Source organism: Acidovorax sp. GW101-3H11, from assembly GCF_001633105.1.
Taxonomy (GTDB): domain Bacteria; phylum Pseudomonadota; class Gammaproteobacteria; order Burkholderiales; family Burkholderiaceae_C; genus Acidovorax.
The window spans coordinates 286,137-300,754 of record NZ_LUKZ01000002.1; the positions used below are offsets into that span (position 1 = coordinate 286,137).

The 14,618-nt window shown below is 64.0% G+C and carries 10 protein-coding genes and 1 CRISPR repeat array; of the genes, 4 read left to right on the top strand and 6 right to left on the bottom strand.

Annotation, left to right across the window (positions count from 1 at the left end):
• Window positions 1-29 precede the first annotated feature (29 nt).
• The 5 genes from A1D30_RS03510 to A1D30_RS03530 form a co-directional block, all read right to left on the bottom strand.
• Window positions 30-770 (bottom strand): sulfite exporter TauE/SafE family protein, encoded by a 741-nt coding sequence (locus A1D30_RS03510; RefSeq protein WP_063459388.1) that lies wholly within the window; start codon window positions 768-770, stop codon window positions 30-32.
• 122 nt (window positions 771-892) lie between these two features.
• Window positions 893-2,623, bottom strand: coding sequence for a hypothetical protein (locus A1D30_RS03515; RefSeq protein WP_082836299.1), 1,731 nt, complete (start codon window positions 2,621-2,623; stop codon window positions 893-895).
• 65 nt (window positions 2,624-2,688) lie between these two features.
• The gene (locus tag A1D30_RS03520; RefSeq protein WP_063459390.1) at window positions 2,689-4,644 is read right to left on the bottom strand and encodes a hypothetical protein; all 1,956 of its coding nucleotides are present in this window, start codon (window positions 4,642-4,644) and stop codon (window positions 2,689-2,691) included.
• A gap of 385 nt (window positions 4,645-5,029) precedes the next feature.
• Complete coding sequence (gene ybeY, locus A1D30_RS03525; RefSeq protein WP_063459391.1) at window positions 5,030-5,491, bottom strand: rRNA maturation RNase YbeY; 462 nt, start codon at window positions 5,489-5,491, stop codon at window positions 5,030-5,032.
• 63 nt (window positions 5,492-5,554) lie between these two features.
• Window positions 5,555-6,511 carry a PhoH family protein gene (locus tag A1D30_RS03530; RefSeq protein ID WP_063459392.1) on the bottom strand — a complete coding sequence of 319 codons (957 nt, stop codon included), beginning with the start codon at window positions 6,509-6,511 and terminating at the stop codon, window positions 5,555-5,557.
• 92 nt (window positions 6,512-6,603) lie between these two features.
• Here A1D30_RS03530 and ruvA point away from each other — a divergent pair, with 92 nt between their 5' ends.
• The 4 genes from ruvA to A1D30_RS03550 all read left to right on the top strand — a co-directional run bounded on the left by ruvA (window position 6,604) and on the right by A1D30_RS03550 (window position 11,164).
• Window positions 6,604-7,179 (top strand): Holliday junction branch migration protein RuvA, encoded by a 576-nt coding sequence (gene ruvA / locus A1D30_RS03535; protein WP_063459393.1) that lies wholly within the window; start codon window positions 6,604-6,606, stop codon window positions 7,177-7,179.
• A gap of 75 nt (window positions 7,180-7,254) precedes the next feature.
• Window positions 7,255-9,186, top strand: a complete 1,932-nt coding sequence (locus A1D30_RS03540) for a trypsin-like peptidase domain-containing protein (protein WP_063459394.1) — start codon at window positions 7,255-7,257, stop codon at window positions 9,184-9,186.
• Between the two features lie 19 nt (window positions 9,187-9,205).
• Entirely contained in the window at window positions 9,206-10,270 is a 1,065-nt protein-coding gene (gene ruvB / locus A1D30_RS03545) for a Holliday junction branch migration DNA helicase RuvB (RefSeq protein ID WP_063459395.1), read from the top strand.
• Between the two features lie 30 nt (window positions 10,271-10,300).
• Window positions 10,301-11,164: a hypothetical protein gene (locus A1D30_RS03550; RefSeq protein ID WP_063459396.1), complete on the top strand. Its 864-nt coding sequence runs from the start codon at window positions 10,301-10,303 to the stop codon at window positions 11,162-11,164.
• Window positions 11,165-11,198: 34 nt separating this feature from the next.
• On the opposite strand, the gene A1D30_RS03555 is transcribed toward A1D30_RS03550, so the two are convergent.
• The gene (locus tag A1D30_RS03555; protein ID WP_063459397.1) at window positions 11,199-12,989 is read right to left on the bottom strand and encodes a lysoplasmalogenase family protein; all 1,791 of its coding nucleotides are present in this window, start codon (window positions 12,987-12,989) and stop codon (window positions 11,199-11,201) included.
• 286 nt (window positions 12,990-13,275) lie between these two features.
• Window positions 13,276-14,438: a CRISPR direct-repeat array (repeat unit 28 nt; unit sequence TTTCTGAGCTGCCTATGCGGCAGTGAAC).
• The last annotated feature ends 180 nt before the right edge of the window (window positions 14,439-14,618 follow it).

Here is a 14,618-nt window from a genome sequence, read left to right on the forward strand (position 1 = left end):
ATTTTTGCTTATTTTTTAGCCAGGGCGGTTTATTGCCGCCAGAAGAACAGCCCCGCCATCACCAGCCCCGTCAGCACAATGCCGCCGCGCAGCCAGTCGGCCGGAATGCGCCGCGCCACACGCGCACCGCCATAGCCGCCTGCGGTGGCCGCCACCATCATCATCAGCGCCTGGGGCCACTGCACCACGCCGCCCGCCGCATAGATCGCCACGGCAATCGCGGTGAGCAGGGCCGACACCCAGTTCTTGAGGCCATTCATGGCGTTCAGGTTGGTTTGCCCCAGCAGGCCAAACAGCGCCAGCAGCAGGATGCCCAGCCCCCCGTTGAAGTAGCCGCCATAGGCCGCCACCGCCAGCACGCCCACGGTGGCCTTGGCGGTGGACGGCGTGCCGCCCGCCAGCATCCGGCGCAACTGCGGCCCGAACGCAAACAGCGCCGTGGCCGCCAGCAGCAACCAGGGCACGACGCGGCGGAAGGTGGCATCGGGCGTGACCAACAGCAGCGCCGCCCCCGCCGCGCCGCCGATGAGCGACAACACCACGAGCAGCCGCATCGACAGCCCCGGCGGCGGCGCGGTGTCCTCCCGGAACCCCCAGGCCCCCGCCATGTACCCCGGCAGCAGCGCCACCGTGCCCGTGGCATTGGCCACCACGGGCGGCACGCCGGTGAAGACGAGGGCCGGCAGGGTCAGAAAGCTGCCGCCCCCGGCGACGGCATTGAGGGCGCCTGCGACGAAGGCGGCGGTGAGTAGCAAAGGCGTGTCGAGCATGCACCGATGGTAGGGGGTGGCGCCACCGCCATTGGCGACGGCGCAGGTGCAACACTTTTTCCTTCCCTGGCGCCTGTCAGGTGCTGGGGCTGGTCAATATGAAAGGGCTACCGTCAGCGCAATCAGTACAGATAGGCTGCATTGGGCGCGGCGGGTGTTACGCCATCCGTAGCAGTGCTGGTGCCCACGGCCAGGGTGCTGGCATCCCCGGAAAGCGCCACGCCAGCGCCGAAGCGCGCAAGTGCGCGCGGTTGGGGCGCCTTGAGGTAGGCCCGGTGTGCCCAGGTGGTGCCGTCACGGCGGTAGATGTTGACGGCCCCGGCCGCGCTGGCGGCCTGGTTGTTGGCGTCGCCATTGATGCCGGGGGCGTTGCTGGCGTCACTCAAGTCACCCAGGGCGAGTGCGCGGCCATCCGAAGAAAGCGACAACATGACGCTTGTTGCACGCGATTGGCCATCAGCCTTCACCGACAGAGCAGGCTGCTGCGTCCAGGCGTCCCCCGTGCGTGTGAAGGTTTGCAGCTCAACGCTGGAGAATCCAGCACCGTCCAGGACGGCCAGCGTGCTTCCGTCCCCGGACAGCGCAAAGGGGTGCTCCCCATCCATTACGTCGGTGGTCTTGCTCCACACTTGCTTGGGGGAACTCCACGTACCACTGAGTTGTGTCAGGACAGACACGTCGTGCTGGCTGTTCGCTGCGAGGAGTGTGCCATCGCTGGACAGGGCTACTACCGCTCCGAAGCGGGCCACACGCCGGTCGGTGCTGCTGCGCGGCAGATGCGCCTGCTCCGCCCAGGCACCGTTGTTGCGGACAAAGGTGTGAATGGCGCCTAAGCCACCGCCAAAAATGGTATCGGATCCGATGGACATGCTGCCGACCGGGGTTCCCCCACTCCCCGGCGTGAAGTTTGCGCCTTCTTCAGGTGCTCCCACCGCCAGCAGGTTTCCGTCGGCTGACAGAGCCACGCTGAAGCCAAAGTGTTGGGGGGTGCACGGAAAAACAAACGTGCCCATGACGTCGAGGCGGCTGCAGGATTCGACTTTCTGCGGAGTGTTGCGTGCTTTGATGTAAGCCTGCTGGCTCCAGGTGCCGCTGCTGCGAGTGAGCAGATAGACCGCTCCTGCGCCATACGCATCGCGATTGGATGCATCACCATTGATGCCCCGCGCGTTGCTTCTTTCTTCCGGTGCGCCCACAGCCAGCGTATTACCGTCAGTAGACAAAGCCACGCTGGCGCCAAAGGCCATTTTGGCGGCGGAGTTGGTGCTTTCAATGCGCGCCTGCTGACTCCAGGTGCCGCCCACTGTATTGCGACTGAAGACATACACCGCGCCTGCCCCGGCCAACCCGCCTGAGCTGCCCTCGCTCGGAGATCCAACAACCATTGTTGCACCGTCCGCCGACAGGGCAATCACATTTGTATAGTTGCCAAATCGCGCGGCATTGCCGCCGGCGAGTTCGAGCTTGCCAATGGCCTGTGTGAGGTCGGGGGTGACGGTGGCCGTGAACGGGCCACAGCCGTTCGCATCGCAGGCACGCAGTCGGTAACTGGCGTTCACACGCTCGTGCAGTAGCTGAGGGGCGAGGCTATGGGCGTAAGAGGTGCTGCCCAGTGCGCCGCCGAGCTGTGTCTCGGGCAGGGGGCCTGTCGGTCCATCGGGGTCCTCAAACAGTTCATAGCGTGTGGCTCCGGCGCTGGCATTCCAGCTGAAGTTGTAGCCCTTGACCCCGTAGCCTACGGTGAGGCTGAAAGGTGTGGGGGAGGTCGAGCTTCCGGAGCCGCCGCCGCAGGCTGTCAGTACCAGCGGGATAGCGAGAAACAAGCCGTTCAGGGGTTGAAGAATGCGAGGCATGAAGGGTTTCCTCAGAGTGTTGGGTTTTGACGCGTGGAGTTGGAGGGCGTGCCCAGGATCAATGGTCAGTACAGATACACCGCCCCGACGCTGACGGGAAGGGGCATTGCAGGATAGGCGGGGCTGCCCGAGTTGTCCGCCTGGTTGCCTTGGATGTCTTTGGCCAGACTGTCTTCGCCCGTGGCGCCCACTGCCAGGGTGGTGCCGTCGCCTGACAAGGCGATGCTGGCGCCAAAGAGGTCCCCCGCATCGGTATTGCTGGCCTTCAGGTAGGCGCGTTGACTCCAGGTACTGCCACTTCGCTGGTAGACGTAGGCAGCGCCCGCGCCGCCCGCTGAATTGTCCGCCTGCTTGCCATTGATGCCCCTGGCGCTGCTGGCTTCAGCCATGGCGCCCACGGCCAGAGTATTGCCGTCGGCAGACAGTGCGAGGCTGGATCCATACCAATGGTCCTGGCCGGTGTTGCTGGCCTTCAGATAGGCCTGCTGGCTCCATGTGCCGCTGCTGCGGGTGAACAGATAGGCGGCGCCTGCACGTGCCAGGGTGCGAGCGCCCGGTGGGTTGTTGATGCTTGTTCCTGACGCGCTCTCATCCTGGGCTCCCACGGCCAGGGTGTTGCCATCTGCCGAAAGTGCGAGCTTGAGGCCAAACCGGTCGTTGGCGGCTGTATTGGATGCCTTGACATAGGCCTGCTGGCCCCAGCCGTTGTTGTCCTGGGTGAAGACGTAGACCGCACCGGAGCCGCTGGCCGATTGATCCTGCTGGTTGCCATTGACGCCGGTGGCGCTGCTGCTCTCCTGCGGAGCCCCCACAGCAAGCGTGCTCCCATCACTCGAGAGCACAACGGATTCGCCAAAGTGTTTCCAACGCAGGCTGTTGGTGTTGCTGGCTTTCAGGTAGGCCTGATGGGCCCAGATGCTTCCCCCTCCGGCGCCGCTGCTGCTGCGGGTGTAGGTGTACACCGCGCCTGAGCGGATGGCCGAGTTGTCGCTCTGATCGCCATTGATACCAGTGGCGTTGCTGCCTTCGCCGGGTGCGCCAACGGCCACCAGGTTGCCATCGGCAGACACCGCGACGCTGCTACCGAAGCTTTGGGGGTCGCGTACGTAGTAGCCCATGATGTCAACGCTGTAGTCGGCCTTGGGGCGTGTATTGCTTGCCTTGATGTAGGCCTCCTGCACCCACTGAATAGAAAGGCCGTGAGGCAGGGGGCTCCCGATGGCCTTGAAGACGTATGCGGCACCTGCACCCTGGGTCTGGGTATCGGATGCGTCGCCGTTCACCCCTTTGGCACTGCTGGTCTCGCCGGGGGCGCCTACAACCAGTGTGGACCCGTCGGCAGACAGTGCCAGGCTGGCGCCAAAGCGGGGGCCGTTGTCCAGGTAGCGTCCGTTGTCGTAGGCCCGGTTGTTGCCAGCCTTGAGATAGGACGCCAGTGTCCACAAGCCGTAGCTATTGTTGCGAGAGAAAACATAGACGGCGCCTGCGTTCGCGATGGAGTTGTCGGCTTGGTCGCAGGAGGTGGTTGTGGGGCAGGTCCCGTTGCCGCGTTCGCCGGTTGCGCTCACAGCCATTACCCTGCCATCGGCCGACAGGGCCACTGCACTCCCAAATGCGTCGAGAGCCTCGCCGTTGCTTGCTTTGAAGTAGCCAATGGCCTGGGTTACATCGGGGGTGATGGCGGCAGTGAATGCTCCGCAGCCAGTGCTGTCGCACGCGCGCAGGCGGTAGGTGGCATTCACTCGCTCATGCAGTTGCGCTGACTTTATCTCGTGGAAAAAGGCGGTAATGGTGTGGTCGTTGGCGCCGCCCACCATCATCTCCGGCTGCGGGCCAGTGGGGCCGTCGGGGTCTTCGAACAGCTCGTAGCGGGAGGCACCCGCGCTGGTGTTCCATTGGAATTTGTAACCTTTGGTTCCATAGCCCACGGCGAAACCCGATGGCGCCGCAATGCCGGTGGATGGGGCATCTGAGGCTGAGCCCCCGCCGCAGGCCGCCAGCATCACAGGGACGGCCATCATCAGTGCCCGTGCCAGGTGAGTCGGCCTCGGGGTGGTGGGTGTCTTGCGAGGTGTGGAGTGTCCGATCATGGGCAATGTCCTGTGGTCCTGAGGTGGGAAAGGAGGCGGTGCAAACGGAGGACGATGGGGGCGGGGGAGATGTCAGCTGTGTGCCCCCAAGTGCCGGAGCCAGGGCCGTGCAGCGTTACAAACGCTTATCCCGAACCTGATCCTTAGCCCTCCCTTGGGTCGAGCTTTTATACCATTCGGTAAAAAATAAATGGCAAGAGATACGATTTGTTTCCGGATCTCTGTAGGGGGCTTGGTGGGCAAGATGTGACCCGTGAGGCACGCGCAGCGCCAGGCCCTGGGCGCTCTATGCCTTTGCCGCTCTACTTGGGCGGCGCTATTCAGACGCGTACGGGTCCGCAAACCCCAGCTCTTGCAGGATAGCCGTCTCGTACGCCTCCATCTCCTCGGCATCGGCTTCGCTGGTCTCGTGATCCCACCCCTGGGCGTGCAGCGTGCCGTGCACCAGCATGTGGGCGTAGTGTTCTTCCAGGCCCTTGTTCTGCTCTTTCGCTTCGCGCTCGATCACGGGGGCGCAGAGCACCAGGTCGGCGGTCACCACGGGCTCCTGGGTGTAGTCAAACGTGAGCACGTTGGTGGCGTAGTCCTTGTGGCGGTACTCGCGGTTGAGCTGCTGGCCTTCGTCGGCGCCCACGATGCGCACGGTGATCTCGGCGTCGGTGGCCAGCGCATGGCGGATCCAGCGGGTGACCTTGTGGCGCGGCAGCACGGCGCGGTGTGCTGCTGCGTCGTCGAAGGCGCCAAATTGCAGCGACAAGGAGAGTTGGTTCAATGGCATTGTGAGATTTTTGGGCTGCTGTCGCCTGATAGGTAACGTTTGTTTGCTATAAAAATAATAGCTTTAATCGCGGCTGCGTGCGGTTGCCGCGCGGCGCGGGGCGTCGTAGGCGTCCACGATGCGGGCGACCAGCGGGTGGCGCACCACGTCGGCGCTGGTGAAATGGGTGACGGCGATGCCTTTGACGCGCTTCAGGACCCGCTCGGCGTCCACCAGGCCGCTCATGGCGCCCTTGGGCAGGTCGATCTGGCTCACGTCGCCCGTGACCACGGCGCGCGAGCCGAAGCCGATGCGGGTGAGGAACATCTTCATCTGCTCGGGCGTGGTGTTCTGGGCTTCGTCCAGGATCACAAAGGCGTTGTTCAGCGTGCGCCCGCGCATGAAGGCCAGCGGCGCGATCTCGATGGCGTTGCGCTCGAAGGCCTTTTGCACCTTGTCGTGCCCCATCAGTTCGTACAGCGCGTCGTACAGCGGGCGCAGGTAGGGATCCACCTTCTGGGCCAGGTCGCCGGGCAAAAAGCCCAGGCGTTCGCCCGCCTCGACGGCCGGGCGCGTCAGCACGATGCGCTGCACGGCGCTGCGCTCCAGTGCATCCACGGCGCAGGCCACGGCGAGGTAGGTCTTGCCCGTGCCGGCGGGGCCGATGCCGAAAGTGATGTCGTGCGTGGCGATGTTCTGCAGGTACAGGTTCTGCGTGGGCGTGCGCCCACGCAGGTCGGCCCGGCGCGTGTTGAGCACAATCGCGTCGTCCGGCGCTTCCAGCAGCTCGCTGTCGCCCGCCAGCATGAGCTGGATATGGTCTTCGGGGATGGGGCGCTCGGCGATCTCGTAGAGGGCCTGCAGCAGCTCCATGGCCTGCGTGGCCTTGGCCTTGGGGCCGTCCACCTTGAACTGCTCATGCCGATGCGCAATGCTGACCTGCAGCGCCTCTTCGATGGTGCGCAGGTGGGCGTCGGCCGGGCCACACAGGTGGGTGAGCCGGGTGTTGTTGTGGGGAGTGAAGGTGTGGCGCAGGATCACGCTGATAATTCCCGTCAGGCAATAGAAACGGCCACATGACGAGGCCACGCGGCGGTGCCGCGCGGCAGGCCAGCGTCGGCAAAAGGACATCAATGATAGGCAAATTGACCGGCACCCTGCTGGAGAAGAATCCCCCCGAGGTGCTGCTGGACTGCCACGGCGTGGGTTACGAGGTGAATGTGCCCATGAGCACCTTCTACAACCTGCCCGCCGTGGGCGAACGTGTGAGCCTGCTCACCCAGTTCATTGTGCGCGAGGATGCGCAGCTGTTGTATGGTTTTGGCACGGCGCAGGAGCGCCAGGCCTTCCGGGAGCTGATCAAGATCTCGGGCGTGGGTCCGCGCACCGCGCTGTCCATCCTGAGCGGCATGGGTGTGGGCGACCTGGCCCAGGCGATTTCGCTGCAGGAGGCGGGGCGCCTGGTCAAGGTGCCGGGCATCGGCAAGAAGACGGCCGAACGCCTGCTGCTGGAACTCAAGGGCAAGCTCGGGGCGGACATGGGGGCTGTGCGTGGCGCGGCCACCAGCGATGCGCAGGCCGACATCCTGCAGGCACTGTTGGCTTTGGGCTACAACGACAAGGAAGCGGCGGCGGCGCTCAAGGCGCTGCCGGCGGAGGTGGGGGTGAGTGAGGGGATCAAGATGGCGCTGAAGGCGTTGGCGAAGTGACCGCGCAGGCCTGTGCAATCAGATGGTTTCAGTGTTCAATGGTAGGTTAGCTCTTGAGTTTTTAGGGAGGATGTGATGAAAAGTAGTGTCGTGACGCGCTTGGGCGTGGTGGTTGCGGCTTCGGTCGCCTTGCTGGCCGGATGTGGTGGCAACGGAACTGAGGTCGGCACAACCTCGTTCAGTGCGGCGCCACTGGTGTTGCAGATGGATGGCAGGGTGCAACCCGCCAGTGCAGACCAGGGCGTCGCCAGCATCAAGTCGCGCAATGCCCTGGTTGCGCCGACCCCGGCACGGGTGTCCCTTGAAGCGCTGGCGTCCTCCAAAACCGAAGCCCTGGCAGGGGGCGTCGGGCCCCGCCAAGTGGGGGTGTCGCGGGACGTGATGGCCACCAAGGCTGCCGCGCAAACCCTGCAGCAGCTCAAATGGACGACAGCAGCCAACGGCGTGCGTGTGGCCGCGATCAGCTTTACGGCACAAGGTGCGCATGGCCTGCGTCTGGGCGTGGTGGCCAAGCAGTTGGCTCCCGGGACCTTGCTGCGTGCCTACAGCCAGACCAATCCGGGGAACGTGTTCCAGATTTATGGCCAGGAAGTTTTGCAGCGCATTCAACTGAATGCGCAGGCGGGTGATACGTCCCAGAATGGCCAGACATGGTGGACACCCGATCTGGGGTCTGACGAAGTCACGCTGGAAGTGGAACTGCCCCCTGGCGTTTCGGAAGAGGCGATGGACATTTCTGTCCCCCGCGTATCGCACATCTTCGAGAATCTGTCGGTTCCTACAGAAGACGAGCTGACGGCCAAGATCAACGAATCTGCATCTTGCCAGCTGGACGCTACCTGCTACGACGCCTATGCGAACCAGCGCAATGCAGTTGCCCGCATGATGTTCACGTCAGATGGCAATTCTTACGTGTGCACTGGAACTCTGCTCAACGACAGCCAGTCTTCGGGGATACCTTATTTCCTGACCGCCAACCACTGCATTTCGACGCAGGCCGAGGCAACGTCCTTGCAGACGGATTGGTTCTACCGGGCGCCCACATGCAACAGCCGCACCCTGTCGGATGCGACCACCCAACGTGTCAATGGCGCCGCGCTGCTTTACGCTTCGGCTAGCACCGACACTGCGTTGCTCAAGCTCAACGATACGCCACCAACAGGTGCCTACTTTGCAGGGTGGGATGCCACGGCCCAGAATCCGGGCGCATCGGTCGTCGGTCTGCACCACCCCCGCGGTGATCTGCTCAAGATCAGCATGGGCACTGTGACCAGCCTCACAGCGTGCACTCCAACGAGCGCAACGCAGTTTTCATGCAGTGGCACCACCGGTAACTACTACCGTGTGAATTGGAGCCAAGGCACAACGGAGGGGGGTAGCAGTGGCTCCGCGCTCTTCAAGGGTGGCTCGCAGGTTATTGGAACCTTGTATGGCGGCAGCTCCAGCTGTACAGCCACCACTTCGCCGGAGTTTTATGGTCGGTTTGATGTTGCCTTCAATGCGGCAATGAAGAATTGGCTATCGCCTTCGGTTGGCCAATCACCGGTGGTTTCTACCGGCAACCGTGTACCTGTGTACCGTTTCTACAACGGCACGGCGGGTGCTCATTTYTTCACGGCCAGCCCGGCCGAGCGCGACAACACCCTGAAGAACTTCCCCGTGTTTGCGTACGAGGGCGTCGCTTTCTACGCGCAAGCCGTAACGCTGACGGGCAACAGCCCGGTGTATCGCTTCTATGGAAGCAGGGGCGGCGCGCATTTCTACACGATCAGCGCCGCCGAGCGGGATGCCGTGGTGGCCAGCAATTCTGACTTCAAGTACGAAGGCGTAGCCTGGTTCGCGAGCACCAGCGCCGCCGCAGGGGGCACGCCGCTGTATCGCTTCTACCAGCCCGCCAAGGGCGTGCATTTCTACACGATCAGTGCGGCCGAGCGTGACTACATCATCGCCAACAGCCCCAGCTACCGGTACGAAGGCATTGGCTACTACGCGTGGACGGGCCTGTAATGTTCAGCAAGCTGGTGCAATGACCATCCAAACCGACGATTTCGCCCCCGCCCCCACCAAGCGCGTTGTCTCCGCAGCGCCCAGCTCCCCCCAAGAGGAGGCCATTGAGCGGGCCCTGCGGCCCAAGCTGCTGCAGGAGTATGTGGGCCAGGCCAAGGCGCGGGAGCAGCTCGAAATCTTCATCGGTGCGGCCAGGAAGCGCGAAGAGGCGCTGGACCATGTGCTGCTGTTTGGCCCGCCGGGGCTGGGCAAGACCACGCTCAGCCACATCATCGCGGCCGAGCTGGGGGTCAACCTGCGCCAGACCAGCGGCCCGGTGCTGGAAAAGCCCAAGGACCTGGCGGCGCTGCTGACCAACCTGGAGAAGAACGACGTCCTGTTCATCGACGAGATCCACCGCCTCTCGCCCGTGGTCGAGGAAATCCTCTACCCGGCGCTGGAGGACTACCAGATCGACATCATGATCGGCGAAGGGCCGGCAGCGCGCAGCATCAAGCTCGACCTGCAGCCCTTCACCCTGGTGGGCGCCACCACGCGTGCGGGCATGCTCACCAACCCGCTGCGCGACCGTTTTGGCATCGTGGCGCGGCTGGAGTTCTACACGGCCGAAGAGCTGGCGCGCATCGTCAAGCGCAGCGCGGGCCTGCTCAACGCGCCCATGGACGACGAAGGCGGCTTTGAGATTGCCCGCCGCTCGCGTGGCACGCCGCGCATCGCCAACCGGCTGCTGCGCCGCGTGCGCGACTACGCCGAGGTCAAGGGCGATGGCCGCATCACCAAACCCATTGCCGACAAGGCGCTGGCCATGCTCGACGTGGACCCGCAAGGCTTTGACGTGATGGACCGCAAGCTGCTCGAAGCCGTGATCCACCGCTTTGACGGCGGCCCCGTGGGGCTGGACAACATCGCCGCCAGCATCGGCGAAGAGGCGGGCACCATCGAGGACGTGATCGAGCCCTACCTGATCCAGCAGGGTTTTCTGCAGCGCACGCCGCGCGGGCGCATCGCCACGCTCGCGGCGTTCCGGCACCTGGGGCTGCAGCCCCCGGCGCAGCGCGGCAATCCTGATCTGTTCGGGGCCTGAGCGCCTGGCACGGGGCGGGCAGCGCAAGCGATGGCGCGGCAGAAGCGGCGTGGCCGCAAACACCTTCCTCCCCGCAAGAAGTCCGCCCCCCTGCTGGCAGACGAAGACTTTGCCGCCCGGATGGGCCTGAGCCCGTTCCAGTGGACGGTGCAGCAGCTGGCGCTGGTGTTGGCCTGCGCCAGCGTGTGCCTGCACGCCTTCATCACGCTGTGCTACGGCGTGGCCCCGGTGTTTGTGGGTGCACCCGTCAGCCTGATGGGCTTGCCTGCGCTGGTCTGGCTGGTGGCCGACGGTGTCTGGGCCTGGGCCCTGGTGTGCACGCTGCGCAGGCGCTGGGGCCCGCCGCGCGATTTGCCCGTGGACCCGCGCTCCGCCTGGCGCTACGGTGGCGGGTTCTGCCTGGCGGCTGTGGCCGTGGGTCTGGCGGTGGCGGGCGCGTGGCAGCCCCTGTGGCGCGGGCTGGCGGGTGCGGGGGCTTCCTGGCCGTTGTGGCCGGTGCAGGTGGCATTGCCAGTGTGCTTGCCGCTGGCGCGGGAGCCTTGGGCGGGTTGGGCCATCGCCGTGGCGTTTGGTGCGCTGGTGGTCAGCGTGGTGGCGCTCAAATGGCTGGCGCAGGCCCGTGTGTTTCTGGTGTTGATGGCCGTGAGCCTGGCGGCGTTTGCGGCGTGGGTCTGGGGCGAAGCCTGCGTGCGGTTCGCGGGCGCCCGGGGGCTGGCGGGTGTGGCCTTGCCCGCCATCCAGGCCGAAGCCCTGGCGGCACCCGCCGACTTCAATGCCTGGGTCTGGGCCCTGTGGTGGACGGGCGTGTTGCTGTGGCTGGCAGCGGCCTCGGCTGCGGCGGGCGTCTTCCACCTGCCGCGCGTGGCCCTGGAGGCCATGCGGCAACGGGCTTGACGCAGGGCGGGGCCGCCGCAGCGGCGGGGCGGCCTCAGGCCGTGATGGCTGCCGTGGGGGCCGCTGGGTGCGAACGGCCTGGAGCGCTGCCGCCCGCCTGCTGCCCCCGCAGCCAGCCCCCGACGATGAGTGCCTGCGCCGCGTAGTACGTGGACAAGACCCACACCTGCGACCAGGGCAGGGGTTGCACAAAACGGTTGGTGGCCAGCAGCGAATCGCTCAGCATGAAGAACCCTGCGCCGAGAGCGACCAGCAGCGCAGGCCCATCGCGCAGCACGGTGGCACGCCCGATGGCCTGGGCTGCCATTAGCGCAATCACCAGCACATAGGCCGCCACAGGTGCGCGCAGCGCGGGCGGCAGGCCACCCGCCCACAAAAACGCATACATCGCCACGCCAATGCCCAGCGTGGCCAGCAGCGCGCCCCGGTGCGGAAACCAGCGCTGCCCGCTTTTGAACAGCGCCACATAAAACAGGTGCGCCACCAGAAAACTCACCAGCCCCGGGATGAAGAAACCCGAAACCATCAAAAACACATCGCCCGCCAGCGACCCGGCCAGCGCCGCCGCCATCAGCCACCAGCTTTTGGAGTCAAAAAGGCCTTTTGCGCGCAATGGATAAGCGCTTATTGCTATCAAAATAATAGCTATCACCATCGTCAGGGGCTTGAAGACCCAGTGCCACTCGGTCAGCCCCAGCGCACTGGTGGCCGTGGCCAGGGCGGCGCTTTGCACCATCAGCGCCATCCACATGCCGATGCGCCCCTGCATCACGGCGCCCAGCGCCCACTGGCTGACCAGCAGCACCGCAAACCAGATCGCGTTGTGCGTCAGCGGCGCCGCGTCGGCCTGCCACAGAAACGCTGCCACCCCGGCCAACAACATGCCAAACTGCACCAGCGCAAACCCCTGCACGGCCTGTGACATGGGCGGGTGGTAGAGCTGCATCTGCGCCATGCTGAATGCGGGCTTGGGAAAGCGCTCCGCCACATCCGCAGGCCGCCAGCCCGGCGGCTTGATCCAGACCTTGAGCTTGTCGAGCCAGCTGCGTGCGTGCCAGCTGTCGTGCGCCAACCCCGCATACACCTGAGCGTTGGCCCACAGCGGGTCCCAGCTGTTCAGCAAGCCGCGCGTGCCGTACACGCACCGCTCCTGATCGTCCTCGTCCTTGAAGGTGCCGAACATCCGGTCCCACACGATCAGCACGCCGCCGTAGTTCTTGTCCAGGTACGGGTCATTCACGGCATGGTGCACGCGGTGGTTGCTGGGGCTGCAGAACCAGCGGTCAAACCAGCCCAGGCGGCCCACCTGCTCGGTGTGCACCCAGAACTGGTAGAGCAGGTCGATGAGTGCCACCACTGCAAACACCAGCGGCGGCACACCGGCCAGCGCCATGGGTACATAAAAGACCCAGCCCAGCAGCGCGCCCGAGCTGGTCTGGCGCAGCGCGGTGCTGAGGTTGTAGTCCTGGCTCTGGTGGTGCACCGCGTGCGCGGCCCACAGCACGGCCGACTCGTGCCCCATGCGGTGCAGCCAGTAGTAGCAGAAGTCGTAGAACACCAGCGCCAGCAGCCAGCCGGGCAGGCTGGTCCAGAACACATCGTTGCGCCACAGCGCCAGATGCTCGAACAGCGCGGTGTAGATGCCGATGCGCAGCAGCCGCGTGAACACGGCGCTGGTCTGGCTCAGCATGCCCAGACTGATGCTGCTCACGGCATCGGCCAGTCGGTAGGTGTTGCGCTGGCGCTTGTAGCCAATGGCCAGCTCGATGGCGATCAGCAGGAAGAAGACCGGGGTGGCGAGGACAATGATCTGGCTGGGGCTCATGGGAGGACACCAAAAAATGTCTGCCGATTTTGGCCACAATCAGGTGAGCCCGCCTCTGGCATCAACCCTCATTCTGTGGGCCGAAGAGAGCAGCTGAGGTGGTGATGTCGTCGCATTCACGAGCAGGTTTTTTACACTTTCGCCACATAAGCTTTGTGATTTGATCAGGGCAATCCGTACCGTATCACTCCGGATTCGATAGGTTTGATGTGCTTGATGGACAGATAGCCAGTAATGCATGTGCGGTAGTGAACTGCGAAGGTCACTGCATTGGTGGTCATGGTGATTTTTGAGCCGCCTATGCGGCAGTGGACGGGAGATTTATTGCAGCCATGAGGCCCTGAAACTTTCTGAGCTGCCTATGCATTGATGAAGCCAACTCCAGCCTGGTGGCCCGTTTCTGAGCTGCCTATGCTGCAGCGAACCAGGTCACCGCACCGTTGCGTGCGTCCTCAATTTTCTGAGCTGCCTATGCGGCAGTGAACGATCCAGCCCCGCGCCAATGGCCGCAGCCTCTTTTCTGAGCTGCCTATGCGGCAGTGAACTTCAAAGACGTGATCGACGCCACCGACTGTCTTTTCTGAGCTGCCTATGCGGCAGTGAACAGCCAGTGCAGGGGCCTCCGCCACCACAGCAGTTTCTGAGCTGCCTATGCGGCAGTGAACTACGCGGCCAAGATGGACGTTTGCCGAGCAAATTTCTGAGCTGCCTATGCGGCAGTGAACATCTGGAACCAGCATCAACTGGGCGAGGCTCTTTTCTGAGCTGCCTATGCGGCAGTGAACCATGTGGGGGCACATCGACTACCAGACGGGCGTGTTTCTGAGCTGCCTATGCGGCAGTGAACTCGACGCCGCTGCGCGGGGCCCTGAGCTGGACTTTCTGAGCTGCCTATGCGGCAGTGAACCTGTATTGGCGCTTGCGCTGCGCGGTGCCAGTTTTCTGAGCTGCCTATGCGGCAGTGAACCGCAGCCTCTTGTGCAACTGGTCGTGTCTTGTTTTCTGAGCTGCCTATGCGGCAGTGAACGAAGACCACAGCGGCGAAGATGCAGCACCGTTATTTCTGAGCTGCCTATGCGGCAGTGAACGACACCGCAGACGGCCAGAAGGCCATCGATGATTTCTGAGCTGCCTATGCGGCAGTGAACACGGAACCGGTGGAAGCGATGGCGAGCTTACGTTTCTGAGCTGCCTATGCGGCAGTGAACGCCGTAACGGCAGGCACCTTGCTGCCCACATATTTCTGAGCTGCCTATGCGGCAGTGAACGCAACCGCGTGGGCTTCTACGGCTACAACAACTTTCTGAGCTGCCTATGCGGCAGTGAACATCGTGGTGACGCTGAACGGCCCGACGCCTGTTTTTCTGAGCTGCCTATGCGGCAGTGAACGCCAACAGCAAGCCCGGCGATCTGGTCTACATTTTCTGAGCTGCCTATGCGGCAGTGAACATCGCGCACCCACGCTGTCCAGAACTCGGTTTTGAATCGCCCCGGGTTTTGAGGAGGCTCTTTTCTCTGAGAGGATTGAGCCATGAAGAAGTCAAACAAGTTCTCGCCTGAGGTGCGTGAGCGTGCGGTGAGATTGGTGCAGGAGCACCGGGGGGAGTACCCATCCCTTTGGGCAGCCAT